The organism is Azoarcus sp. DD4 (assembly GCF_006496635.1).
Classification (GTDB): Bacteria; Pseudomonadota; Gammaproteobacteria; order Burkholderiales; family Rhodocyclaceae; genus Azoarcus.
In genome coordinates, this window is sequence record NZ_CP022958.1 from 5,279,655 (window position 1) to 5,303,219 (window position 23,565).

At 68.5% G+C, this 23,565-nt stretch carries 19 protein-coding genes; 14 read left to right on the forward strand and 5 right to left on the reverse strand.

Translation table 11 applies throughout. The features are described from left to right. From tssM to tssJ, 4 genes are all read right to left on the reverse strand, one after another. Positions 1-3,573: a type VI secretion system membrane subunit TssM gene (gene tssM, locus CJ010_RS24505; RefSeq protein WP_141020410.1), complete on the reverse strand. Its 3,573-nt coding sequence runs from the start codon at positions 3,571-3,573 to the stop codon at positions 1-3. A 31-nt stretch (positions 3,574-3,604) separates the two neighbouring features. After that, positions 3,605-4,912: a DotU family type VI secretion system protein gene (locus CJ010_RS24510; RefSeq protein ID WP_141020411.1), complete on the reverse strand. Its 1,308-nt coding sequence runs from the start codon at positions 4,910-4,912 to the stop codon at positions 3,605-3,607. 76 nt (positions 4,913-4,988) lie between these two features. Beyond that, entirely contained in the window at positions 4,989-6,323 is a 1,335-nt protein-coding gene (gene tssK / locus CJ010_RS24515; protein WP_141020412.1) for a type VI secretion system baseplate subunit TssK, read from the reverse strand. A 46-nt stretch (positions 6,324-6,369) separates the two neighbouring features. Continuing rightward, positions 6,370-6,894, reverse strand: a complete 525-nt coding sequence (tssJ, locus tag CJ010_RS24520) for a type VI secretion system lipoprotein TssJ (protein ID WP_168225020.1) — start codon at positions 6,892-6,894, stop codon at positions 6,370-6,372. 256 nt (positions 6,895-7,150) lie between these two features. Between tssJ and tssA the strand changes: the two genes are divergently transcribed. From tssA to CJ010_RS24590, 14 genes are all read left to right on the forward strand, one after another. Continuing rightward, positions 7,151-8,212: a type VI secretion system protein TssA gene (gene tssA, locus CJ010_RS24525; RefSeq protein WP_168225021.1), complete on the forward strand. Its 1,062-nt coding sequence runs from the start codon at positions 7,151-7,153 to the stop codon at positions 8,210-8,212. A gap of 79 nt (positions 8,213-8,291) precedes the next feature. After that, a complete protein-coding gene (gene tssB / locus CJ010_RS24530; RefSeq protein ID WP_141020415.1) occupies positions 8,292-8,801 on the forward strand; it encodes a type VI secretion system contractile sheath small subunit in 510 nt (169 codons plus the stop codon). A 63-nt stretch (positions 8,802-8,864) separates the two neighbouring features. Then, the gene (tssC, locus tag CJ010_RS24535; protein ID WP_141020416.1) at positions 8,865-10,361 is read left to right on the forward strand and encodes a type VI secretion system contractile sheath large subunit; all 1,497 of its coding nucleotides are present in this window, start codon (positions 8,865-8,867) and stop codon (positions 10,359-10,361) included. A 78-nt stretch (positions 10,362-10,439) separates the two neighbouring features. After that, the gene (locus tag CJ010_RS24540) at positions 10,440-10,928 is read left to right on the forward strand and encodes a type VI secretion system tube protein Hcp (protein WP_141020417.1); all 489 of its coding nucleotides are present in this window, start codon (positions 10,440-10,442) and stop codon (positions 10,926-10,928) included. Between the two features lie 102 nt (positions 10,929-11,030). Next, positions 11,031-11,540, forward strand: a complete 510-nt coding sequence (locus tag CJ010_RS24545; protein WP_141020418.1) for a type VI secretion system tube protein Hcp — start codon at positions 11,031-11,033, stop codon at positions 11,538-11,540. A 24-nt stretch (positions 11,541-11,564) separates the two neighbouring features. Beyond that, complete coding sequence (locus tag CJ010_RS24550; RefSeq protein ID WP_141020419.1) at positions 11,565-12,413, forward strand: type VI secretion system accessory protein TagJ; 849 nt, start codon at positions 11,565-11,567, stop codon at positions 12,411-12,413. Beyond that, positions 12,406-12,915: a type VI secretion system baseplate subunit TssE gene (gene tssE, locus CJ010_RS24555; protein ID WP_141020420.1), complete on the forward strand. Its 510-nt coding sequence runs from the start codon at positions 12,406-12,408 to the stop codon at positions 12,913-12,915. The genes CJ010_RS24550 and tssE overlap by 8 nt, the downstream gene beginning before the upstream one ends. 88 nt (positions 12,916-13,003) lie before the next feature. Continuing rightward, positions 13,004-14,875, forward strand: a complete 1,872-nt coding sequence (gene tssF, locus CJ010_RS24560) for a type VI secretion system baseplate subunit TssF (RefSeq protein WP_141020421.1) — start codon at positions 13,004-13,006, stop codon at positions 14,873-14,875. Beyond that, the gene (gene tssG / locus CJ010_RS24565; RefSeq protein ID WP_141020422.1) at positions 14,851-15,900 is read left to right on the forward strand and encodes a type VI secretion system baseplate subunit TssG; all 1,050 of its coding nucleotides are present in this window, start codon (positions 14,851-14,853) and stop codon (positions 15,898-15,900) included. Before tssF ends, tssG begins: the two co-directional genes overlap by 25 nt. A gap of 192 nt (positions 15,901-16,092) precedes the next feature. Further along, positions 16,093-18,819 carry a type VI secretion system ATPase TssH gene (gene tssH / locus CJ010_RS24570; RefSeq protein ID WP_141020423.1) on the forward strand — a complete coding sequence of 909 codons (2,727 nt, stop codon included), beginning with the start codon at positions 16,093-16,095 and terminating at the stop codon, positions 18,817-18,819. 22 nt (positions 18,820-18,841) lie between these two features. Beyond that, positions 18,842-19,852 carry a M35 family metallo-endopeptidase gene (locus tag CJ010_RS24575; protein WP_141020424.1) on the forward strand — a complete coding sequence of 337 codons (1,011 nt, stop codon included), beginning with the start codon at positions 18,842-18,844 and terminating at the stop codon, positions 19,850-19,852. 22 nt (positions 19,853-19,874) lie between these two features. Beyond that, entirely contained in the window at positions 19,875-20,219 is a 345-nt protein-coding gene (locus CJ010_RS24580; RefSeq protein ID WP_141020425.1) for a hypothetical protein, read from the forward strand. Between the two features lie 6 nt (positions 20,220-20,225). Next, the gene (locus CJ010_RS24585; protein ID WP_141020426.1) at positions 20,226-20,639 is read left to right on the forward strand and encodes a hypothetical protein; all 414 of its coding nucleotides are present in this window, start codon (positions 20,226-20,228) and stop codon (positions 20,637-20,639) included. Positions 20,640-20,664: 25 nt separating this feature from the next. Further along, a complete protein-coding gene (locus CJ010_RS24590; RefSeq protein WP_141020427.1) occupies positions 20,665-22,020 on the forward strand; it encodes a tetratricopeptide repeat protein in 1,356 nt (451 codons plus the stop codon). A gap of 103 nt (positions 22,021-22,123) precedes the next feature. Here CJ010_RS24590 and CJ010_RS24595 read toward each other — a convergent pair whose 3' ends face one another. Next, positions 22,124-23,560, reverse strand: a complete 1,437-nt coding sequence (locus CJ010_RS24595) for a serine/threonine-protein kinase (RefSeq protein WP_141020428.1) — start codon at positions 23,558-23,560, stop codon at positions 22,124-22,126. Positions 23,561-23,565 lie beyond the last annotated feature (5 nt).

Here is a 23,565-nt window from a genome sequence, read left to right on the forward strand (position 1 = left end):
TCAGAGCCCGCCCGGGCAGCGGAAGTCCACCAGCTCGCGCAGGCGGAAGGGGTTCTGCACGCTGTTGGTGGTCACCTCGAACACCGCCGCCCGGCCGTCGATGACGAAGGTGGCGCGGAACTTCTCGGGCAGCGCGGTGGGTGTGATGTTGGCCTTGTCGAGCATGCGGAACAGCGCCCAGGGGCCGTCGGTGGCGATGCCGGAGGTGCCGCTCTGCCCCGGCGGGGTGATCTGCACCCGCACCTGCAGGCCACCCTTGGGCCCCGGCCACTGCACCGACTGCGGCACCTGCGGGCCGTGGGCGTAGTTCACCAGCTGGCCGTCGACATCGAGGGTGAAGTGAGTGATCGCCGGGTCCATCTCGACCGCCTTGAACTCCAGCCGCAGGTTGCTGCCGCTGCGGAAGAAGACGTCGCGGATCACCGCGGCGCGCTGGAACTGAGCCAGGTTGCCGGGCGCGCCGAGCGACTGTTCCTGGACCTTGCGGAAGCTCCACGGCGACGTGCCGGTATCGACGTACTGCGCCAGGTTCTGGTTGAAGAAGGCGTCGAACTTGCCGCCGGGCGCGAACAACGCAGCGAAGTCGTCGCGGGTGACGTCGCGTGCGCTGCTACGCACGAAGGGGTAGCGGCCGTCGGTCGCCTGGCTGCAGAACTGGCCGACCTGGGTCGCCACCGCCGAGGACAAGGACTCGCGCAGCGAACTCAGCGCCTGACCGGTACCCGCGGCGGAAAGCTGCTGCAGCATGGAACGCACCGGCTCCGGCATGCGCGCGCTTTCCGCCTTGACCCGCGCCGAGGCGTCGGACGGCGGCGGAGCCACCTTGTCGCGCAGCGCGGTCTCGGTGGCCGAAAGGTTCACATAGACGTCGTTCAGCAACTGCACCACCGCGTTGATCGGCGCCGCACTGCCGTCGCCGGTGACGAGCTGGCGCAAGGGCACGAAGCGGTCGTCCACGATGCGCTCGATGCCGCCTGCCGGCACCACCGCCTGGCCGGGCTGGTTGGCGCCGAAGATCATGCGGCCAAGTTCCGTCCTGGCCTCGGCAACACGCTGTTGGGCCTTGTCGATCACCGACTTGTCGTCGGTGGCGACGATCAGCGTGGTCTCGCGCGACATCGCCTTCATCAGCTTGGGCAGCGGCGAATCGGCCGCCGACAGCACCCGCGCCACCTGGATGCTCTGCTGCAGGCTGCCCGCACGCTGCACCGCAACGTCGTCGATGAAGGCTTCCCACACCCGGGCGTAGTCGGTGAGATAGAGCCGGCGCACCTCGTCCGCCACCTGCTTGGCGCCGGCGGCGTCCGCCTTGGCCGACGTGGTGCCGAGCACCCAGGGTTCTTCCTCGGCGAGATGGCGCGAGACGCGCTCGACCTGCGGATCGAAGCCCTTGTGATAACCGTCGAAGCTGTAGAGACCGGGCACGCCGCGGGTCAGCGGCTGGCCGCTCTTCCTGACGAAGACCAGCGTCGCCGACGGACCGACCGCGCGCTCGATGGTGAACTCGGGGAACTCGCTGCCCACGCCCTGGCGCTTCAGGCGGCTGTAGATGCGGTCGGGCAGGGTGTAGCGCAGCAGCTGGTTGCGCACGCGTGCGATCAGCTCGGCATCGGCAGGCAGTGGCGACACCACGGCGCCGTCCTTGAACAGGGCGTCGAGGTAGCCCGCGAGCGCGGCACGCTGCTCGGTCGTGGTGTCGCGCGGCAGGTTGAGTTCCCAGTCCAGGCTGATCCAGGCCTTGAGCGCCTCGGCGTCGAAGTGCGCGGCCTCGTGCAGCATGATGTAGCTCTTGAGCGCCTCGTAGGCGAATTCGAGATTGCTGGCATCGAGGTTGCGCAGCTGCTTCTCCACCCGCAGTGCGATGCGCGGCAGCAGCACGTCGCGCAGCATGCCACGGTAGGCCTGCTGCGCAGCGGCGTCGAGCTTGTCGCCCTGGTAGAGGCCGAAGGTCATGGCCAGCGGCGCCTCGCCCTGCGGTCGCGCGTCGGTATGCGATACGGTGCGCACCGCGTCCAGCACCGGCAGGATGCCGACCACGTCGTCCGAGGCGGCGACGCGGGCATCGGCCACCATGGGCTGGACCACCTTGACGCGCTCGCCGACGGCGTCGATGTAGGCGTCGTTGTTGTGATAGCTCAACGCCCACGCCACCGCCAGGCCGACGGTCAGCACGCCGATGCCGGCGAAGGCCGCCAACCGCACCAGGCCACGGCGCCGCTCCCACTTGAGGTTGGTACCGCCCAGGCGCTGCTCGGCGAACACCACCTCGCGCAGCAGCCGGGTGATGAAGTAGCTCTTGCCGCTGCCGGTCTGCGGCGGGATCAGCCGGCGCTCCAAGCCAAAGGCGGCGCCGAGCGAGGACATCACGCGGTCGATCGGGCTGCCTTCCTGGGTTCCGCTGGTGAAATACACGCCGCGCAGCATCAGCGCGTGGTCGAAACCGGAAGGCGCGAACACCTTGCCGAGGAAGGCGCCGAGCAGGCGGTTGGCGGCGGCAAGCTGCTGGTCGAAAGCAGCAATCGCGCCACGGCGGGCGAGATCGCGCTCATCGCGCAGGCGCACCGGCAACAGGTTGAGCACCCGCTCGCGCAGGCGGCCGAGTTCGCCCGGCAGCGCCTGCAGCGCGCCGGCGGAATCGCCCTGCTGCGGGAAGGTGACGCCCCATACCTGGTCACGCGCCTCCTTGCCGAAATCGTTGAAGAACTCGTTGAAGCCGGCGATCAGGTCGGCCTTGGTGACCAGCACGTAGATCGGCAGGCGCACGTTGAGCTGCTCGTACAGCTCCTGCACGCGGGCGCGCAGCGCGGCGGCATGACGTTCGGCGGCATCGGCATCCTGCGACAGCAGATCGCCCAGGCTGACGGTGAGCAGCACGCCGTTGAGCGGCTGGCGCGGGCGGTGGCGCTTCAACAGGCCGAGGAAGCCCTGCCAGGCGCCGCGGTCGCTGCTCTGGTCGGAATCCTGGGTGGTATAGCGGCCGGCGGTATCGATCAACACCGCGTCGTCGGTGAACCACCAGTCGCAGTTGCGCGTGCCGCCCACACCCTTGAGCTGGTGGATGCCAAGCTTCTCGGCGAGCGGGAAATGCAGGCCGGAGTTGATCAGCGCGGTGGTCTTGCCCGAACCGGGCGCACCGATGAAGACGTACCAGGGCAGCTCGTACAGGTAGCGCCCGGAGCCGGCCGACAGCAGCCGCGCCAGCCCGCCCTGTTTCGCATGCGCCGCGGCCTGGCTGTCCTTCAGCACCCGCAGCGCCTCTTCGAAGCGCTTGCGCAGGGTGTCCACCTCGTCCGGCGTGGCCGATTTGCCGGCACCGCCGTCGTCGGCCTTGACCAGGCCTTCGACCAGCTGGGCGTTCTGCTTCTTCGCCTTGAGCTTGCCCCACACCAGGCGGAACACCACGAAGGCGAGCACCAGGCCGATCAGGATCAGGCGCGCCAGCGCGGATTCCAGCGGCGCCCAGCCGGCCACCGCGATCAACGGCCCGACGAACCAGATCACCAGCGCCAGCGCGATCAGCCCGAGGAGGCCGAGCAGCACCGGGTGGAAGAGGAACTTGAAGACGGCTTTCATGCGTAGCCCTGTATCGATGGCGCCGCGGCGCTCAGTTGCCCGCGGCCGGGAACACGATGATCTCGACGCGGCGGTTGCGCGCGCGCCCTTCCGGGGTGTCGTTCGGCGCCACCGGTTCGCTCTCGGCGCGGCCCTCGGTCTCGACACGCGCGCCGCCCAGCCTGGGCGCCAGCACCGCGGCGACCGAATCCGCCCGCGCCTGCGACAGATGCCAGTTGGACGGGAAGCGCGCCGAGCGGATCGGGCGGTCGTCCGAATGGCCGCGCACCAGCACCGAGCCCTTGACCCGCGCCACCGCCTCGCCGATGCGCCCCATCAGCGGCAGCACCCGTGGCGCCAGCGTCGCGCTGGCCGGTTCGAACAGGCCGTCGCCCTGGATCAGCACCACGCTGCGGTCAGGCAGATCCCGCACCACCACGAGGCCTTCGCGGATCTCGGCGGCAAGGAAACCCTGCAACCGGTCGGGCACCCGGGCCGGCGCGGCGGCGACGGCGGGCTGGGCAAGTGGCGCCGGCGGCGGCACCTTGAGGCCGAGGATCTGCGCGAAGGCCGGATCGGAATGGCGGTTGAGCGCATACGACGCGCCGAGGTAGACCAGCGCCAGCAGCAGCGCGGCGATCGCCGCCACCGCCCAGATCGGCACCGAATCGCGCAAGGGCCGCGCAGTGGTCGCGGTGGTCTGCCATTGCGGCGACAGCTCGCGCACCGGCTCGCCGCGTTCCTTGACGATCATCTGGGCAAGCCGCTCGCGCACCGCGTCGAGCTGGGCGCGGCCGTTCTGCAGCACGCGGTAGCGGCCTTCGAAGCCGAGCGCGAGGATGATGTAGAAGAGTTCGAGCAGATTGCGGTGGCTGCCCGGCTGCTCGGCCAGCTTGCCCAGCAACTGGAAGAACTTCTCGCCGCCCCAGGCCTCGTTGTGGAACTGGACCAGCAGGCTCTTCTGGGCCCAGATCTTCTCACCCCAGGGCGTATTGGCGGCGGTCTCGTCGAGGAAGGTGCACAAGGCGTAACGGGCGCCGACGACGTGTTCGTTGAGCACGCCCACCTCGCGCGCCTTGGCCTCGAAAGCCTGCACCGCCCGCGCCAGGGTTTCGCGCAGGCCGGCAGGATCGGGGTGGTGGGCCTGGCGCAGCTGCGGCACCAGGTTGAGCAGCGGATTGGCCGCTGCCACCAGCGGGTTGAGGCCGGCCGTCCAGTCCAGCGCCGACAGTTCGACCCGCTCGAAGCTGAAACCCTGGGCGGGCGCCGCCGGCGCCGGCCTTGCGGCGCGCGCGCCCGGGTTGGGAATCACCAGCGTGCGGTCGCCCGGCGGCTGGCCGAAAGGATCGTCATTCGTCATCGTTCATTCCGCCTTCAAAGCAGGCACGGGCAGCGGCCCGGCGTCGCACACAAGGGCGCACGGTCGGTTCGCGGGCTCATGCGCGGATCGCCCACAGCGACACTTCCAGCCCGGGGAAATCGCCAGTCACGTACATGCCCAGGCCGCCGGAACTGTCGAGCTGTTTCCACAGGTCGCCGCTGTTGTCGAGTTCGAAGTAGGTGAAGCCGGCGTGGAAGGGAATCTGCCGCGGCGCCACCGGTAGCGGCCGCAGCGCGATGCCCGGCAGCTGCAGGTTGACCAGTTCGCGGATCTTTTCCACCGGGCCGAGCTTGGCCTGGGTCGGGAAGCGGGTGCGCACCGCCTCGGCCGGCATCTGCGCGCCCACCGCGAGCACGAAACCGGCCTGCCGCAGCAGGCCGCGGTCGGCGACGATGCCGACGTAGCGCCCCTGCTTGTGGTCCTGCAGCGGGATCTGCACCGCATTCTGTTCGAGGATGGCCGACAGGCTGCGGCGGATCTCGCGCATCAGCGGATCGAAACTGTCCTGCAGCGCATCGTGGCGGTAGGCCGGCAAGGCCGGCGGCCTGCGGCCGGACGCCGTGAGACTGGCCAGTTCGCCCATCAGCGTGAGCAACTGGCTGTAGAGGCGCTCGGGGTGCAACGGGCGCAGCTGCTCGAGGTGCGCCACCACCGGCAGGTGGCGATTGACCGCCAGCAGGAAGAGGAAATCGGCGATCTCCGCGACGCCGCCGGTGCCGGCCTGGCTCATGCGGCCGGCGAGCGCCTCGCCGCGCTGACCGAGCAGGCCGAGCACTTCGCGCAGCATGGACGTGAGCTGCGGCGCGGCAGCGCAGGCCAGCACTGGCGGAATGTAGCCGCGGTCGATCAGCAGGCTGCCGTCGGGGCGCCGTTCGGTGACCCGCAGCACGCCGACCCGCACGAAGGCGTCGGAAAATTCGTTGGCCAGCCCGAGTGCCAGCCGCGGCCGGCCGACCTGCACGATCTCGGCCGCACCGCCGCCCCCCGCCGCATCCGGCAGCGCGGCGTCGGTCACGCCATAGCGCGCCAGCGCGTCGTCGTCGCCGTTGATGTCGTACTCGGGCATCAGCGGACGCTGCAGCGGCAAGGTCAGCACCACCAGCGCATCCTTGGCGTCGGCCGGGAAGTCGAACGCGAGCGGCCCTTCGTGGGCCGTGGGGAAGTCGAAGGGCGTGCCGTCCGGCAGGATGCCGCTGGCCGCACGCAGCACCACCTTGCCGATGGCCAGCGCGGCGTCGTCGATTTCGAGGCTGGAGAAACCCCAGCCATTGGGCTGGAGCTGGCGGCGATGCGCTTCGGCACGCCATTCGGCATGCCTGTCCTGCTGCTGGAAATGCTGCGGGCGCAGGAACAGCCCCTCGGACCAGACTACCTTGCTGAACCAGGACATGGACGGTGTATTCCTCGGCTGCGCGGCGATGCGCGTCTATTCGGTATTAGTCGGCTTTCTTGGCGGGCGTCGCGGGCGGCGCGAGCGTGGCGGCGACGGTCACGCGGTTGTCCTGCAGGCTGACGGCGATCCGGTTGGTCCGGTTGGCGACGATGGGCGCGCTCGCACGCCACACCGCGCGGTCGACCTCGCGGAAGGCAGCGAGCACGGCCACCACCTTGCCGCCTTCGGCTTCGCGGATATCCAGTGTGCGCGTCTCGCCCGGTTTGAGCACCACTTCCTCGCGCGAGATCACGGCATCGCCCAGCACCTGCTGGTCGCGCTCGTAGAGCGAGAAGAAATCGGCCGCCTCGAAGGCGGAAGCGTTCTTCAGCACGTAGGTGCGCACCACCACCGGGGTGGCGCGGCCGCGCGCATCGACGTTGACCCGCGCCGCCGCGCTCAGGCCGACGCCCACCAGGGTGGGGTCCGGCTTGGGCGGCGCCACCGCGGCCTTGGAACAGGCGGCAAGCAGGCACGCCGACACGAGCGCAACGGCGCTCGCGCGCAACAGGGGGGCGTGGACATTCAAGTTGGATCTCCTTGCCGACTTTCTATTCGGTGCAGGATTGTCAATCAAGCCGGCATTTCCGGGCAACCGCTTTGCAGTATCGCCGGATGCACCGTTGCGGGGCGCGGGGAATACCCGATACCGCGCCCCGCCCGCCATCCGCTAGATTTTTTGGCGCGACCGGATGAAGCATCGGTTTATTCATTTACTATATCGATCCATTTCGGACAGCCGCCCCTCCGGCCGCTGCGCTGCCCGCAACCCCGGAACCTCGAACATGTCGCTGGATATCGATCTCGACACGCTGCTGACCCCGCTGGGCGACGACCAGCCCTGCGGCCCCAACCTCGAATACGACGCCGACTTCCTGCAGCTCGAAGAAGCGGCGCGCCAGCAAGCCGGACAGGAATTCACCGGCGACAGCGGCAACCGCGTCACGATCGAAGGCCAGGGGCCCGACTGGCCCGAGGTACGCCGCCTCGCCGAAGGCCTGCTCGAACGCAGCCGCGACGTCCGCGTGGCGGTCTACTACACCCGTGCACTGTTGCGCACCGAGGGTTTCGGCGGCATCCACCTCGGCCTGCGGCTCATCGTCGGCCTGCTGGAACAGCACTGGGCGCACGTCCATCCCGAACTCGACGCCGACGACAACGACGATCCGACGATGCGGGTCAATGCCCTCGCGCCGCTGGTCGCCAACGAGGCGCTCGTTGCCGACCTGCGCGCCAGCTGGCTGCTGCGCTCGCGCCAGTCGGGCGTGCTGACGGTGCGCGACATCGAGGTCGCCCAGGGCAAGCTCGGCGCCCGCGACGGCGAACAGGTGTATTCCGAATCGCAGGTCAGCGGCATGCTGGCCGAAGCGATCGGCGCCGACCCCGGCCTCGCCCTTGCCATCACCGAAAGCCTCGCCCTGGTGCGCCAGCTGTCCGGCTACCTGCAGGACCAGGTCGGCGCGAGCGCCAGCATCGACTTCAAGCCGCTGCAGAACATCCTGTACGCGGTGCAGCAGGCCCTCGCCACCGTCGCGCCGGCCGAAGCCGCGGCGGATGCGGGCGGCGAGTCCGCCGAAGACGGCAGCCCGGCCGCCGCGGCCACGGCTGCGGGACCGTCGGCGCCCGGCGAAATCCGCTCGCGCGCCGACGTGATTGCAACAATCGACCGACTTGTCGCCTATCTTGAACGTACCGAGCCGACCAATCCGGCGCAGTGGCTGCTGCGTCGCGCCCAGCGAGTGATGAACATGAACTTCCTCGAAGCCATCGTCGAACTCGCGCCGGACGCCCTCGATCAGGCCGAACGCATGGTCGGCGGCCAGCTCCACCCCGAGCAGGAACAATAAGACCCCGGGCAATCCGCCCTTCCAACACGACCCGCCACACGCAGTCACGGACTCCACCCTTTCCTGACGGAGGATCACCATGTCGAGCAGCAGTCAGAAATTCATTGCGCGCAACCGCGCCCCGCGCGTCCAGATCGAGTACGACGTCGAACTCTACGGCGCCGAAAAGAAGGTTCAGCTTCCCTTCGTCATGGGTGTGCTGTCCGACCTTTCCGGCAAGCCGGCCGAGCCGCTGGCCCCGGTCGCCGACCGCAAGTTTCTCGAGATCGACGTCGACAACTTCGACAGCCGCATGAAGTCGATGAAGCCGCGCGCCGCATTCCAGGTGCCGAACACGCTGACCGGCGAAGGCAACCTCAGCGTCGAACTCACCTTCGAGAGCATGGACGACTTCTCGCCGGCCGCCGTCGCGCGCAAGGTCGATGCGCTCAACAAGCTGCTCACCGCCCGCCAGCAGCTCTCCAACCTGATCACCTACATGGACGGCAAGACCGGCGCCGAGGAACTGATCGCCAAGGTGCTGCAGGACCCGGCCCTGCTGCAGACCCTGGCCGCCGCGCCCAAGCCCGAGGACAAGGCGGCCGAATAAGCCGTCCGCCCTCACCCCAACCTGCCCCATCACCAGCCCACACTCGAAGTCGAGGAGTCCAGCATGGCTGACACGCAAGCCCAGAACGAAGCCCAGGCCGCCGGCCTGGCAATTGAAGGCGGCGAATTCGAATCGCTGCTGCGCCAGGAATTCAAGCCCAAGACCGACGAAGCCCGCAGTGCCGTCGAGAGCGCGGTGCGCACGCTGGCCGAACAGGCCCTGGCGCAGACCACGCTGATCGGCGCGGACGTGGTCAAGTCGATCGAGGCCATCATCGCTGCGCTCGACCAGAAGCTCACCGAGCAGATCAACCAGATCATGCACCACGAAGACTTTCAGAAGCTGGAAGGTGCCTGGCGCGGCCTGCACTACCTGGTGAACAACACCGAAACCGACGAGATGCTGAAGATCCGCGTCTTCAACATCACCAAGAGCGAACTCGGCAAGACGCTGAAGCGCTACAAGGGCACCGCCTGGGATCAGTCGCCGCTGTTCAAGCGCGTCTATGAAGAAGAATACGGCCAGTTCGGCGGCGAACCCTATGGCTGCCTGGTGGGCGACTACCACTTCGACCAGAGCCCGCCCGATGTCGAGCTGCTGGGCGAAATGGCCAAGGTCAGCGCCGCCGCGCACACCCCCTTCATCACCGGCGCCTCGCCCACCATCATGCAGATGGATTCGTGGCAGGAACTCGCCAACCCGCGCGACCTGACCAAGATCTTCACCACGCCGGAATACGCCGCGTGGCGCTCGCTGCGCGAGTCCGACGATTCCAAGTACATCGGTCTGGCGATGCCGCGCTTCCTCAGCCGCGTGCCCTACGGCGCCAAGACCAACCCGGTCGAGGAGTTCGACTTCGAGGAAGACACCGGCGCCGCCGACCACAGCAAGTACACCTGGGCCAACGCCGCCTATGCGATGGCGGTGAACATCAACCGCTCGTTCAAGGAATACGGCTGGTGTTCGCGCATCCGCGGCATCGAGTCCGGCGGCGCGGTCGAAGGCCTGCCGGTGCACAGCTTCCCGACCGACGACGGCGGCGTGGACATGAAGTGCCCGACCGAGATCGCCATCTCCGACCGCCGCGAGGCCGAACTCGCCAAGAACGGCTTCATGCCGCTGGTGCACAAGAAGAATTCCGACTTCGCCGCCTTCATCGGTGCCCAGTCGCTGCACAAGCCGGCCGAGTATGACGATCCCGACGCCACTGCCAACGCCAACCTCGGCGCCCGCCTGCCCTACCTGTTCGCCACCTGCCGCTTCGCCCATTACCTGAAGTGCATCGTCCGCGACAAGATCGGCTCCTTCAAGGAGCGCGACGACATGCAGCGCTGGCTGCAGGACTGGATCATGAACTACGTCGACGGCGATCCGGCCCACTCCTCCGAAGCCACCAAGGCCCGCCGTCCACTGGCCGCGGCCGAGGTCGTGGTCGAGGAAGTCGAAGGCAACCCGGGCTTCTACTCGTCGAAGTTCTTCCTGCGTCCGCACTACCAGCTCGAAGGCCTCACCGTGTCGCTGCGTCTGGTATCCAAGCTGCCCTCCACCAAGGGCGCATGATCCGCCACCAAGAACGTACCAACCCGCCGGGCCCCGCCCGGCGTTACCCGCACCATCCAAGACAGATAGGAGATCACCATGGCAGTCGATATGTTTCTGAAGCTCGGCAGCATCAAGGGCGAGTCCGTTGACAAGACCCACAAGGAGTCTGTCGACGTCCTCGCCTGGAGCTGGGGCCTGAGCCAGTCCGGTACTACCCACATCGGCGGCGGCGGCGGCTCGGGCAAGGTGAGCGTGCAGGACATTTCCTTCACCAAGTACATCGATGCCTCCAGCCACGCCATGATCCAGGCCTGCTGCAGCGGCGAACATTTCGACCAGGCCGTGCTGACCGTGCGCAAGGCCGGCAAGACCCCGCTCGAGTACATCAAGATCACGATGAAGGAAGTCATCATCACTTCCGTCAGCACCGGCGGCAGCGGCGGCGAGGATCGCCTGACCGAGAACGTCACGCTGAACTTCGCCGAGTTCAAGTACGAGTACACCGAGCAGTCCCCGACCGGCGGCAAGGGCACCACCAAGACCGCCAGCTGGAACATCGCCGAGAACCACGGCGAAGTCGGCTGATGCCGACCGGCGGCGCGGCCCGCAAGGCGCCGCGCCGCGGCTTCATCCGGTTTTTCCGCATTCCCGCTTTCCCGCTGACCATCCCCGCGACAGGAATCCGTCATGGCCTCCGGCGACATGTTTCTGAAAATCGAAGGTGCGCGCATGGGCCCGATCAAGGGCGAGGCCCAGGACACGCAGCACAAGGACGAGATCGACATCCATTCCTGGACCTGGGGCATGCAGGGCAACGCCAGCGCCACCGCCACCGCGGGCGGGCGCACCGGCGGCGCCAGCCAGGTTTCCGTCAGCGAACTCATCGTCTCCAAGAGCTTCGACCGCGCCAGCACCGCGCTGCTGGTGGCCCTGCGGTCCAACGAACAGATCAAGCGCGCGGTACTCACCGCGCGCAAGGCCGGCGGCGCCAAGGCCGTCGAATTCCTCGTCATCACCATGGAAAACGCCCGTATCCGCTCGGTCGAGCTGTCCGGCACCGGCGGCGGTGACGATCCGGTGCGCGAACAGGTAGCCATCTCCTTCCAGAAGATCGCCATCGAATACCGCGGCCAGGAAAGCAGCGGCGGCGGTAATGCAGTGTCGCGCTTCGAGACCGACGTCACCCCCAATAGCTGAACCCACGACCAGGAGACCGCCGGCATGTCCGTCACCGCCAAGAACGTCGCCGACGCCGAAGCCAGCCTGCGCGCCGGCGACCCGGATACCGCGCTCAGCCAGCTGCAGGCTGCCATCCGCGCCCAGCCGGCCGACGCCAAGCTGCGCGTGTTCCTGTTCCAGCTGCTGGCCGTGCTCGGCCAGTGGGAACGCGCGCTCAACCAGCTCAACGTCGCCACCGAACTCGACGCCTCGACCCTGGCGATGGCCCAGATGTACCGCGAAACCCTGCGCTGCGAGTTGCTGCGTGCCGAGGTCTTCGCCGGCAAACGGGTGCCGCTGCTGTTCGGCGAGCCGGAGCAATGGCTGGCGCTGCTGCTCGAATCGCTGCTCACCGCCGGCCGCGGCGACCACGCCGCCGCGCTGCGCCTGCGCGAACAGGCCTTCGAACTGGCGCCGGCCAGTGCCGGCCGCCTCGACGGTGCCCCCTTCGAGTGGCTGGCCGATGCCGACGCCCGCCTCGGACCGGTGTGCGAGGCGGTCATCAACGGCCGCTACTACTGGATCCCGTTCTCGCGCCTCGCCAGCGTCGACATCGAGGCGCCGGCCGACCTGCGCGACTTCGTGTGGGCACCCGCGCACTTCCTGTTCACCAACGGCGGCGAGGCCGTCGGCGTGATTCCGACGCGCTATCCGGGCTCCGAGAGCGTGGCCGACGGCGCCATCAAGCTCGCCCGCCGGACCGAATGGCTGGAGCACGACGGCGACTACCGCGGTATCGGCCAGCGCCTGCTCACCACCGACGCCGGCGAGTTCGCGCTGCTCGACATCCGCCGCATCGAGTTCAACGCTGGCGACAACGCCGATACGATGCCGGCCGCACTCGATGGCTGACCTGCTGCCACTCGACCGCCTGCAGCCAGCGCTGCTCGACCGCCTGCGCGACGACGCCCCCGACCAGCGCACCGAAGCGAAGGAGGCCCGCGTACTCAACCGCCACCAGCTGCGCGAGGCGGTGCTGCGCGACCTCAGCTGGCTGCTCAACGCAATGCGCCCGCCGGCGCGCGACGGCATCGCTGCCTGGCCGGAAGTCGAGAACTCGGTGGTGAACTACGGCATGCCCTGCTTTTCGGGCGAAACCGCGTCCTCGCTCGACATCACCGACCTCGAGCGCGCCATCCGCGACTCGCTGATCCGGTTCGAGCCGCGCATCATCCCCGGCACCCTGCAGGTGAGCACCGAGCAGCTGGAGAACGTGCTCGACTGGCACAACGTCATCAGCGTGCGCATCTCGGCGCAGATCTGGGCGCAGCCGGTGCCGCTGGAGCTGCTGCTGCGGACAGAACTCGACCTCGAAAGCGGCCTGGTCGAAGTGCGCGACCTCGGCGGCTACTGAGGCCATATGAAACAAGCCCCACGCTCACTACGTTCGCTCCTGCCCAAGGGGGCGTCGGTACGCTTGGGGCGGCACGGCGCTTACTGACATGGACCCGCGGCTGCTGCGCTACTACAACCTCGAACTCCAGCACCTGCGCGAGATGGGTGCGGAGTTCGCACGCCAGTTCCCCAAGATCGCCGCCCGCCTCGGCATGGACGGCATCGAGGTGGCCGACCCCTACGTCGAGCGCCTGCTCGAAGGCGCCGGTTTCCTGGCCGCACGCGTCCAGCTCAAGCTCGATGCCGAATTCCCTCGCTTCACCCAGCGCCTGCTGGAGATGCTGCACCCGCACTACCTGGCACCGACGCCAGCCATGCTGGTGGCGCAATTCCGACCTGTGCCGGGCGAAACCAACCTCGCACGCGGCTTCACCCTGCCGCGGGGCGCCCCCTTCCGCAGCCCGCTCGGCAAGGGCGACAGCGCCGCCTGCGAATTCCGCACCGCGCACGAAATCCAGCTGTGGCCGATCGAACTCACCCAGGCGCGCTACTTCAGCTTCGCCGCCGACCTGCCGCTGGCTAAGCTGCCGCTGGCCGGCCGGGTGCGTGGCGGCGTGCGGTTCACCTTGCGGACCACCGGCGGGCTGAAATTCAGCCAGCTCTCGCTCGACACCCTCAACCTGCACCTCGGCGGTGCCCAGGAGGTCGCCTACCGGCTGTGCGAGCTGATCGGCACCGCTATGCTCGGCGCACTGGTGCAGCCCACCGGCGGCAAGGCGCCCTGGCAGCACTTCATCCCACCCGACCAGGTCCGCCTCACCGGCTACGACGACAATCAGGCGCTGCTGCCCACCGGCAACCGCGGCTTCGGCGGCTACCGGCTGGTACAGGAGTATTTCTCCTTCCCCGAGCGCTTCCTGTTCTTCGATGTCGGCGGGCTCGCCCCGGCGCTCGCCCAGGCCGACGAGGAAATCGAACTGATCCTGCTGTTCGGACAGGGCGACGCGGTGCTGGAGAGCGTGGTCGATGCCGCCAATTTCCTGCTCCACTGCACGCCGGCGATCAACCTCTTCCCCAAGCGTGCCGACCGCATCCACATCAACGACAGCAGCCACGAGTTCCACGTCGTCGCCGACCGCACCCGGCCGATGGACTACGAGATCTACGAACTGACCGAGGTGCTCGGCCACTTCCACGGCTCGCGCGAGGAGCAGCGCTTCCTGCCCTTCTACGCCGATTTCCACTCCGACGTTGGCAACGGCCAGGCCTACTACAGCTGCCGGCGCGAGCCGCGCCTGCTGTCGGAAAAACAGAAGCGCAACGGTCCGCGCACCGGCTACATCGGCAGCGAGGTCTTCCTGTCGCTGGTCGACCCGCGCGAAGCACCCTACCGCGCCGACCTGCGACAGCTGTCGATACAGGCCATGTGCACCAACCGCGACCTGCCCATCCTGATGCCCCTGGGCGGCGGCCAGACCGACTTCTCGCTCGACATCGCCGCGCCGGTCGAGGCCATCCGTTGCGTGCGCGGCCCGTCGCGGCCTTACGGCATGCTGGCCGAAGGCTCGACCGCCTGGCGGCTGATCAGCCACCTCGCGCTCAACCATTTCTCGCTGGTCGATGCCGACGCGCACGAGGGCGCCGGCGCGCTGCGCGAGATGCTGGAGCTCTATGCCACCAGCGCCGACGCCGGCATGCGCCGCCAGGTCGAGGGCCTGAAGTCGGTCCGGGTGCTGCCGGTGGTGGCCCGCCTGCCCTTCCCCGGCCCGATCTGCTTCGGCCGCGGCCTGGAGATCGCGCTGGAGGTGGATGAGACCGCCTTCGAGGGCGGCGGCGCCTTCGTGTTCGGCAGCGTCATGGAACACTTCCTGGCGCGCCACGCCTCGCTCAACAGCTTCACCCAGACCGCGCTGCGCTCGCTGACGCGCGGCCTCATCATGCGTTGGGAACCGCGATGCGGCAAACGCGCGATCCTGTAGCCCTGTTCGACGCGCTCGCACGCGAGCCCTGGGCCTTCGACTTCCTGCAGGCGATGCGCCGCATCGAATGCGCCTTTCCGGACAAACCGCGCTGGGCGGGCGCACTGCGGCCGCAGGACGAACCGGTGCGGCTCGGCCAGGACCCCTCGCTGTCGTTCGCACCGGCCAGCCTGTCGGCCTTCAAGACCGGCAGGGAAGGCGCGCCGCCCCGGCTGGAAGTGCGCTTCTTCGGCCTGCTCGGCCCCAACGGCCCGCTGCCGCTACACCTCACCGAGTACGCCCGCCACCGCCAGCTGCACCACGGCGACGAGACCTTCGCCCGCTTCCTCGACCTCATCCACCACCGTTTCCTGGCGCTGTTCTACCGTGCCTGGGCGCAGGCCCAGCCCACGGTCAGCCTCGACCGCCCGCAGCAGGACCGCTTCGCCGCCTACGTCGGCTCGCTGATCGGCATCGGCCAGCCCGGCCTGCAGCAGCGCGACCACGTGCCGGACAACGCCAAGCGCTTCCATGCCGGCCTGCTCGCCCGCCAGGTGCGCAACGCCGAGGGCCTGCATGCGGTGCTGGGGAGCTATTTCGAGTTGCCGGTGGAGGTCGAGCAGTATGTCGGTCACTGGATGCCGCTGCGCGAACGCGATCACTCGCGCCTCGGCCGCAACCGGCTCGGCACCGACACCGTGCTCGGCCGCCGGGTGTGGGACAGGCAGAGCAAGTTCCGCCTGCACATCGGCCCGATGACCCTGCTGCAGTACGAGGCCTTCCTGCCCGGCGGCGATGCACTGCCGCGGCTGGCCGACTGGGTGCGCTTCTACACCAACGGCGAGCTCGGCTGGGACGTCCGCCTCAAGCTGAAACACGACGACGTGCCAGCCCTGCGGCTCGCCCGCGGCGCCCGCCTGGGCTGGACCAGCTGGCTGGGCACGCGCAAGACCGACCGCGATGCCGACGACCTGGTGCTCGATGCCGAACGCCTGGTTGCCGGCCGCGCAAGCGATACCCGTGCGGGAGCACACCCGCATGCCTGAGAACGTGTGAAGGAATCGTAGCGAGCAGGGTCGAGTGCAAGGCGCGAGTTCGCGAACGACGAGACATATCAGACAGATAGGCGAGGAGTGAGCGAATGAGCAACGCAGCAATCGACCCGCGCAGTAGATTTATTCACACGTCCTGACACCACCCGCGGCCGACAACGGCCACCTACGAAGAGAGAGACACGCATGAGCGAAATCAGTCGGGTAGCCTCGTTCGGCAAACTCAACAGCCTGGCCTACAAGGCGATGGAAGGCGCCACGGTGTTCTGCAAGCTGCGCGGCAATCCCTATGTGGAGCTGGAGCACTGGCTGCAGCAGCTGCTGCAGAATGAAGACACCGACCTGCATCGCATCGTGCGCCATTTCGAGATCGACGCCGCACGACTCGCCGCAGACATGACCACGGCGCTCGACCGCCTGCCGCGCGGCTCGACCTCGATCTCCGACCTGTCCGCCAATCTCGACACCGCGGTCGAGCGCGGCTGGGTATATGGCTCGCTGATGTTCGGCGACCGCCAGATCCGCAGCGGCTACCTGCTGGTCGGCATGCTCAAGACGCCCTCGCTGCGCAATGCGCTGATGGCGATCTCGCGCCAGTTCGAACGCGTGCGCCCCGACGTGCTCACCGACGAGTTTCCCAAGATCGTCGCCGGCTCGCCGGAAGACCAGCTCGCCGCGCGCGACGGCTCCGGCAGCCAGCCCGGCGAAGAAAGCGGCGCGATCGCACCGGCGCAGATGGGCAAGCAGGAGGCGCTGAAGAAGTTCACCGTGGACCTCACCGAGCAGGCCCGCTCCGGCAAGATGGACCCCATCGTCGGCCGCGACGAGGAGATCCGCCAGGTCATCGACATCCTGATGCGCCGCCGCCAGAACAACCCCATCCTCACCGGCGAGGCCGGCGTCGGCAAGACCGCGGTGGTGGAGGGCTTCGCCCAGCGCATCGTCAAGGGCGACGTGCCGCCGGCGCTCAAGGACGTCAGCCTGCTGACGCTGGACATCGGCCTGCTGCAGGCCGGCGCCAGCATGAAGGGCGAATTCGAACAGCGCCTGCGCTCGGTGATCGAGGAAGTCCAGGCCTCGCCCAAGCCCATCATCCTGTTCATCGACGAAGCCCACACCCTGGTTGGCGCCGGCGGCGCGGCCGGCACCGGCGATGCCGCCAACCTGCTCAAGCCGGCGCTGGCACGCGGCACCCTGCGCACCGTGGCCGCCACCACCTTCGCCGAGTACAAGAAGTACTTCGAAAAGGACCCGGCACTCACCCGCCGCTTCCAGGTGGTGCAGGTCGACGAGCCGTCCGAGGAAAAGGGCGTGCTGATGCTGCGCGGCGTCGCCACCATGATGGAGAAGCACCACAAGGTGCAGATCCTCGACGAGGCGCTGGAAGCCGCGGTCAAGCTGTCGCACCGATACATCCCGGCGCGCCAGCTGCCGGACAAGGCGGTGAGCCTGCTCGACACCGCCTGCGCACGGGTGGCGATCAGCCTGCACGCGACCCCGGCCGAGGTGGACGACAGTCAGCGCCGCATCGAATCGCTGGAAACCGAGCTGGCGATCATAGACCGCGAGAAAGCAATCGGTTTCGACACCGCCGAGCGCGAGGCGCACTGCAACAGCCTGCTCGCGGCCGAACGCGAACGCCTGGCCGCGCTCGAACAGCGCTGGCAGGAAGAAAAGGCCCTGGTCGACCGCCTGCTGGCGCTGCGCGGCAAGCTGCGCGCCGGCAACAAGCCGGTGGAAGGCACCGGCAGCAAGCTGGAGGCCGCCGCGGACGCCGCCGCGCCGGCCGGCGGCGAAGCGGTCGCTGCCCAGCCGGAGGAAAGCCGCGAGCAGCTGCTGGCCGAGCTGGTCGATGTGCAAGGCCGGCTCGCCGCGCTGCAGGGTGAAGACCCGCTGATCCTGCCCACGGTGGATTACCAGGCCGTGGCCTCGGTGGTAGCCGACTGGACCGGCATCCCGGTCGGACGCATGGCCCGCAACGAGGTCGAGACCATCCTCAAGCTCGCCGACAACCTCGGCAAGCGCGTCATCGGCCAGGACCACGCCATGGAGATGATCGCCAAGCGCATCCAGACCTCGCGCGCCGGGCTGGACAACCCCAACAAGCCGATCGGGGTGTTCATGCTGGCCGGCACATCCGGCGTCGGCAAGACCGAAACCGCGCTGGCGCTGGCCGAAGCGCTCTACGGCGGCGAGCAGAACCTCATCACCATCAACATGAGCGAGTTCCAGGAAGCACACACGGTGTCTACGCTCAAGGGGGCGCCGCCGGGCTACGTCGGCTACGGCGAAGGCGGCGTGCTGACCGAAGCGGTGCGGCGCAAGCCCTACAGCGTGGTACTGCTCGACGAGGTCGAGAAGGCCCACCCGGACGTGCACGAGATCTTCTTCCAGGTCTTCGACAAGGGCTTCATGGAAGACGGCGAAGGCCGCTACATCAACTTCAAGAACACCCTGATCCTGCTCACCACCAACGCCGGCACCGACCTGATCGCCGGCATGTGCAAGGACCCGGACCTGCTGCCCGAACCGGACGGTCTGGCCAAGGCCCTGCGCGAACCGCTGCTGAAGATCTTCCCGCCGGCGCTGCTCGGCCGCCTCGTCACGATCCCCTACTACCCGCTGTCCGACGAGATGCTGGGCAAGATCGTGCAGCTGCAGCTGGGCCGCATCAAGAAGCGCATCGAGGAGCACCACAAGGTGCCCTTCGAGTACAGCGACGAAGTGGTCAAGCTGGTGGTCAGCCGCTGCACCGAGACCGAATCCGGTGGCCGCATGATCGACGCCATCCTCACCAACACCATGCTGCCCGACCTGTCGCGCGCCTTCCTCGAGCGGATGATAGGCGGCGAGCCGATCGCGCGCGTCAGCGTCGGCGTCGACAACGCCGACTTCCACTACGTGTTCGGCTGAGCCGGGCTCCAGGAGACAACCGGTGGGCAAGTTCACCGAGATCTATACCAAGGCGAAGGACGTTCTCGCCAACCAGGACTTCGACAAGGACTGGCAAGCCTTCCTCAACTCGGAATGCAAGGTGAAGGCCTTGTTCGGCGCCGACGGCTTCGACGTGGCCCGCGCGCAGGATCCGGAACGGGTCCGCAAGCGGCTGCGCGAGCTGTCGAAGTGGAACAAGCGGATCGGCGCGGTGATCGTCGAAGCGGCCACCAACCCGGCCTCGGCCGGCACGCTGGCCGAGCGCGCCGCCGCGCTGAAGATGGTCCGCCACGTCTATCGCATCAGCAAGAAGGGTGCGCAGAGCGTGTGGGTCTATTCGCCGCCCAAGGCCTACACCAAGGGCATCTTCGACGAGATCGCAGGCGACGCCAAGGCGGTCGAGGCCAAGCTCAACAACGAGCGCAAGATCTTCTCCTCCACCGAGATGCAGTGGATGGCCTCCGCGCTGGCGGTGGCGCTGAAGATCTCCGAGGACGCCAAGGCCAAGCTGAGCGGCACCACCGGCAAGGCCGCCGACACCGATGCCATGGTGAAGCGCTGGTTCCTCGACGAGGACAGCGGCGACGCCGAACTGGCCAGCGCGCGAGCCAAGCTGCTCGCCGGTTTCCAGAAGATCGCGGTGGCCTGCGCGTCGGACAAGCTGGTCTTCACCGACTACGTAGACTGGATCAAGACCCGCAACAAGTACTTCGGCGCGGCCTTCCGCGGTGGCGAGGGCGGCGGCTTCCCGGTCATCTACCTGGAGGGCGCCTTCACCCGCCTCACCGGCAACACCGGCAAGATGTGGCTGTGCGCGGAAACCATCATCCACGAATTCTCCCACCACGAGGTCAGCACCCGCGACCACCGCTACGACAGCAGCGGCCTCAAACCGTCCAAGACGACCCTGCCCTACGCCAAGGCGATAGAGAATGCCGACAGCTGGGGCTACTTCGCGCTCGACCTCGCCGGCTACCTGTCGACGTCCGACCGCAGCAAGGTGCTGAAGTAGGCAAAGGTAAGGAGACCGCAACATGATCGACGACGAATCCGGCCTGCCCGCCCCCAAGCGGGTCGGCCCTCCCGAGGTGGAACCGGTCACGTTGGGCGGCCTGCGCTTCGAGGCCGTGCACTGGGGACGGGAGCGCGGCCTCGGCCAGAACGGCGGCTACATCGAGGCCTTCGACGCCGCTACCGGTGCGGCACTGTGGCTGCTGCGCATCTACGCCATCGACTACCGCGACGACCTCGAAGAGGACGTGCAGGATCTCTTCATCGAGGAACTCAAGGCCGGGCCGCGCGGCAAGCTGACGGTGCTCGACGAGCAGGGCCGCCGCTTCGCCGTAGACCCGGCCACCCGCAGCGTGACGCAACGCTGAGCCCCCATGCACCCTACCCGCCCAGCCCTCGGCCTTGCCCTGCTGCTGTGCCTGCTGGCCGGCGTCGGCGCCAGTCCGCTCGCGGCCGCCGACGCACCGGCTGCCAAGCGCGTCGCGCCGGCCCCGGTGCGGCCGGTGACGGTGGCCGGCATCCGCTACGAAGCGGTGCTCGCCACCCGCGCCCGCGGTCTGCCGCAGGAAGGCGGCTACGTCGCCGCCATCGACATCAGGACCGGCAGCGAGCTGTGGCTGCAGCGCATCTACGAAACGCAGTACGAACCCCGTCTGGAAGAGGACGTCCAGGACATCTTCATCCTCCGCATGAAGGCCGGCGCGGGTGGCAGGACGCTGGAGATCGTCGACGAACTCGACCGCCGCTACAGCCTGGACCTTGCCACCCGCCAGGTCCGGCGCCGCTGACCTCCTCCGCCGCACAGAACACACCATGACAGACACCTCCGACCAGCAGCCCATGCCCACCGAGATGACGATAGACGACGCCGTCGCCTACGCCACCCGCCTGCACCGCATCGGCGAGCTCGACGCCGCCGAGACCCTGTACCGCCGCGTGCTCGAAGTTGCGCCCGACCACCCCGATGCGCTCAACTTCCTCGGCATCGCCCGCCACCAGCGTGGCCACATCGAGGAATCGATCGCGCTGATGCGGCGCAGCCTGGCGCTGCGACCGGATGCGCCGGGCGTGTGGAACAACCTCGGCAACATCCTGCTCGACCTCGGCTACTTCGACGACGCCGGCGAAGCCTACGAGCAATGCATCCGCCTCGCGCCGGACGAACCGCTGGTGCGCAACAACCTCGGCGTGCTGCGCCGTTCGCAGGGCCGCGTGGCGGAGGCGGAAGCCGCCTACCGCCAGGTGCTGGCGCGCGACCCGAAGAACATCGACGCCCACAACAACCTCGGCAACCTGCTCGCCGGCCTCGGCCGCGTCGAGGAAGCGGTGCGCCACTACTGCGAGACCATCGCGCTGATGCCGGCCAACCCGGCGGCGCGCAAGATGCTCGGCTACGCCTACTACATGCTCGGCCGCTACGAGGAGGCGGCCGACTTCTACCGCGCCTGGCTGGCCGAGGAACCGGACAACCCCACCGCGCGTCACCACCTCGCCGCCTGCACCGGCCAGGACGTGCCCGAGCGCGCCGCCGACATCTACGTGGAAAGCGTGTTCGACGGTTTTGCCGACAGTTTCGACGCCAAGCTCGCGGCGCTCACCTACCGCGCTCCGCAACTGGTGGCGGACGCGGTCGCCGCCCTGTACGGCGAAGGCGGCCGCCAGCTCGACGTACTCGACGCCGGCTGCGGCACCGGCCTGTGCGGACCGCTGCTCGCGTCCCACGCGCGCAGCCTGATCGGCATCGACCTGTCGCAGCCCATGCTGTTCAAGGCCGAAGGCCGCGGCGTCTACGACCAGTTACTGAAAGCCGAACTGACCGCCTTCCTGCAGCAGGCCCCCGCCGGCAGCTACGACCTGATCGTGTCGGCCGACACCCTGTGCTACTTCGGTGCGCTCGAAGCTGTCTTCGCCGGCGCCCTGCAGGCCTTGAGGGCCGGCGGCGCACTGGTCTTCACCGTCGAGATGGCGGCCGACGCCAGCGCTGACGACGGCCGCGGCTACCTGCTCGCGCCCCACGGGCGCTACGTCCACCGCCCGGCCTACGTCACCCGCGCGCTCGCCGAGGCGGGCTTCGGCGAGATCGCCGGCGCCGAGGTGGAGTTGCGCACCGAAGGCGGCAAGCCCGTCCCCGGTTTGCTGTGTACTGCGGTCAAGGCGCGCGGCCACTGAGGCCGGCGCTTCCGAAGACGCCCCCGGCAGAGAAGCCCCGGCGGTGCGATCGAGCCGGCCCCGCCGTCCTTGGCCCACACCCCGGAGCGATTGAGCTCCGTCGCTAGCGCTTGGCGAGATCGGCGAGAAAACGGCTGCGCGCCGCCGCGTCGTCTATGTGGCCGGCCAGCGTCGCGTGCAGCGCGGCAAGGTCTGCGGCGTCGCGCGCCGCCTTCTTGACCAGCACGCCGGCGATAGGGCCGAGCTGGCGGGCGAGGGCCCGCGTGGCCTGCTCGATGTCCCCGGCGGTGACGCCGACACGCGTGGCAGGCGCCGGGCTGGCGCTGGTTGCCGGGCTGCTTGCCGCGGTCGTCGGGCTGGCGGCCGGCGACCTGAGCCCGAGGCGCGTCAGGCCGTCGCGGAAACCGCGGCGCGCCTCGTCGGTGTCGAGCTTGTCGGCGATCTGGCTGTAGAGCTCGCCGAGGTCGGCGGCGGTATTGGCCGCCTTGCGCACGATCACCCGCGCCAGCGGACCGATATAGGCCGCAAGCTGACGTTCCACCGTCTTCAGCGTGTCTTCCTGCCACTGCGTCGGACTGCCGACTGCAGCGGTGGCCGGCACCGGGGTCGCAGCCGGCCCGGCCGCCTGCCCCTGCTGCATGGCCGCCAGGCTGGCCCGCAGCGCCTCGGCGGTCATCACCACGGTCTCCTCGGACACCACCGGGCTGGGCGGGGTGCGGAAGGTCTGCTCATAGGCCTCGCTCAGCGCGGCCCGGAAGGCCGCGGCATCGGCGTAGCGGTCGTCGGCACGCTTGGCCAGCGCCCGTGCGCAAATGACGTCGAACAAGGTGGACAGGCCCGCCACATGCGAGGATGGCGGCGGCTGCAGCACGTTGCACACCTGATAGGCCATCGCGTCCATGCTGCCGCTGAAGGGGCGCTTGCCGGTGAGCAGTTCGTAGAACACCACGCCGGCGGCGAACAGATCGGCGCGGTGGTCCACCGCCAGGCCGAGGAACTGCTCCGGCGCCATGGCATTCGGGGTGCCGATGATGGAGCCGACCTGGGTCAGGTTGGTGGTGTCGATGCGGGCGATGCCGAAGTCGGTGATCTTAAGCTTGCCGCTGCCGGTGATCAGCAGGTTTGCGGCCTTGATGTCGCGATGGATCACGCCGCGCTGGTGCACGTAGTCCAGCGCCTCGAGCAGCTGCACCATGATGCTGACCACGTCGCCGATGGGCATGCGCGCGTCGTGCTTCATGAACTGGCCGAGGCCGCAGCCGTCGACATATTCCATGGCGATGTAGGCGACGTCGGCGTCCTCGCCGAAATCGTAGATCGCCACGATGCCGGGATGATTGAGCCGGCCGGCGGCGCGCGCCTCGTTGCGGAAGCGTTCGACCATGCCGGCACTGCCGCCCTCCATCAGTTCGCGGCGTATGGTCTTCAGCGCCACGCTGCGGTCGATGGAAGGATCGTGCGCCTTGTAGACCGTGCCCATGCCGCCCCTGCCGAGGACGCCAAGGATTTCGTACTTGCCGAGGCGGCGCGGTGCGTTCATCGAAG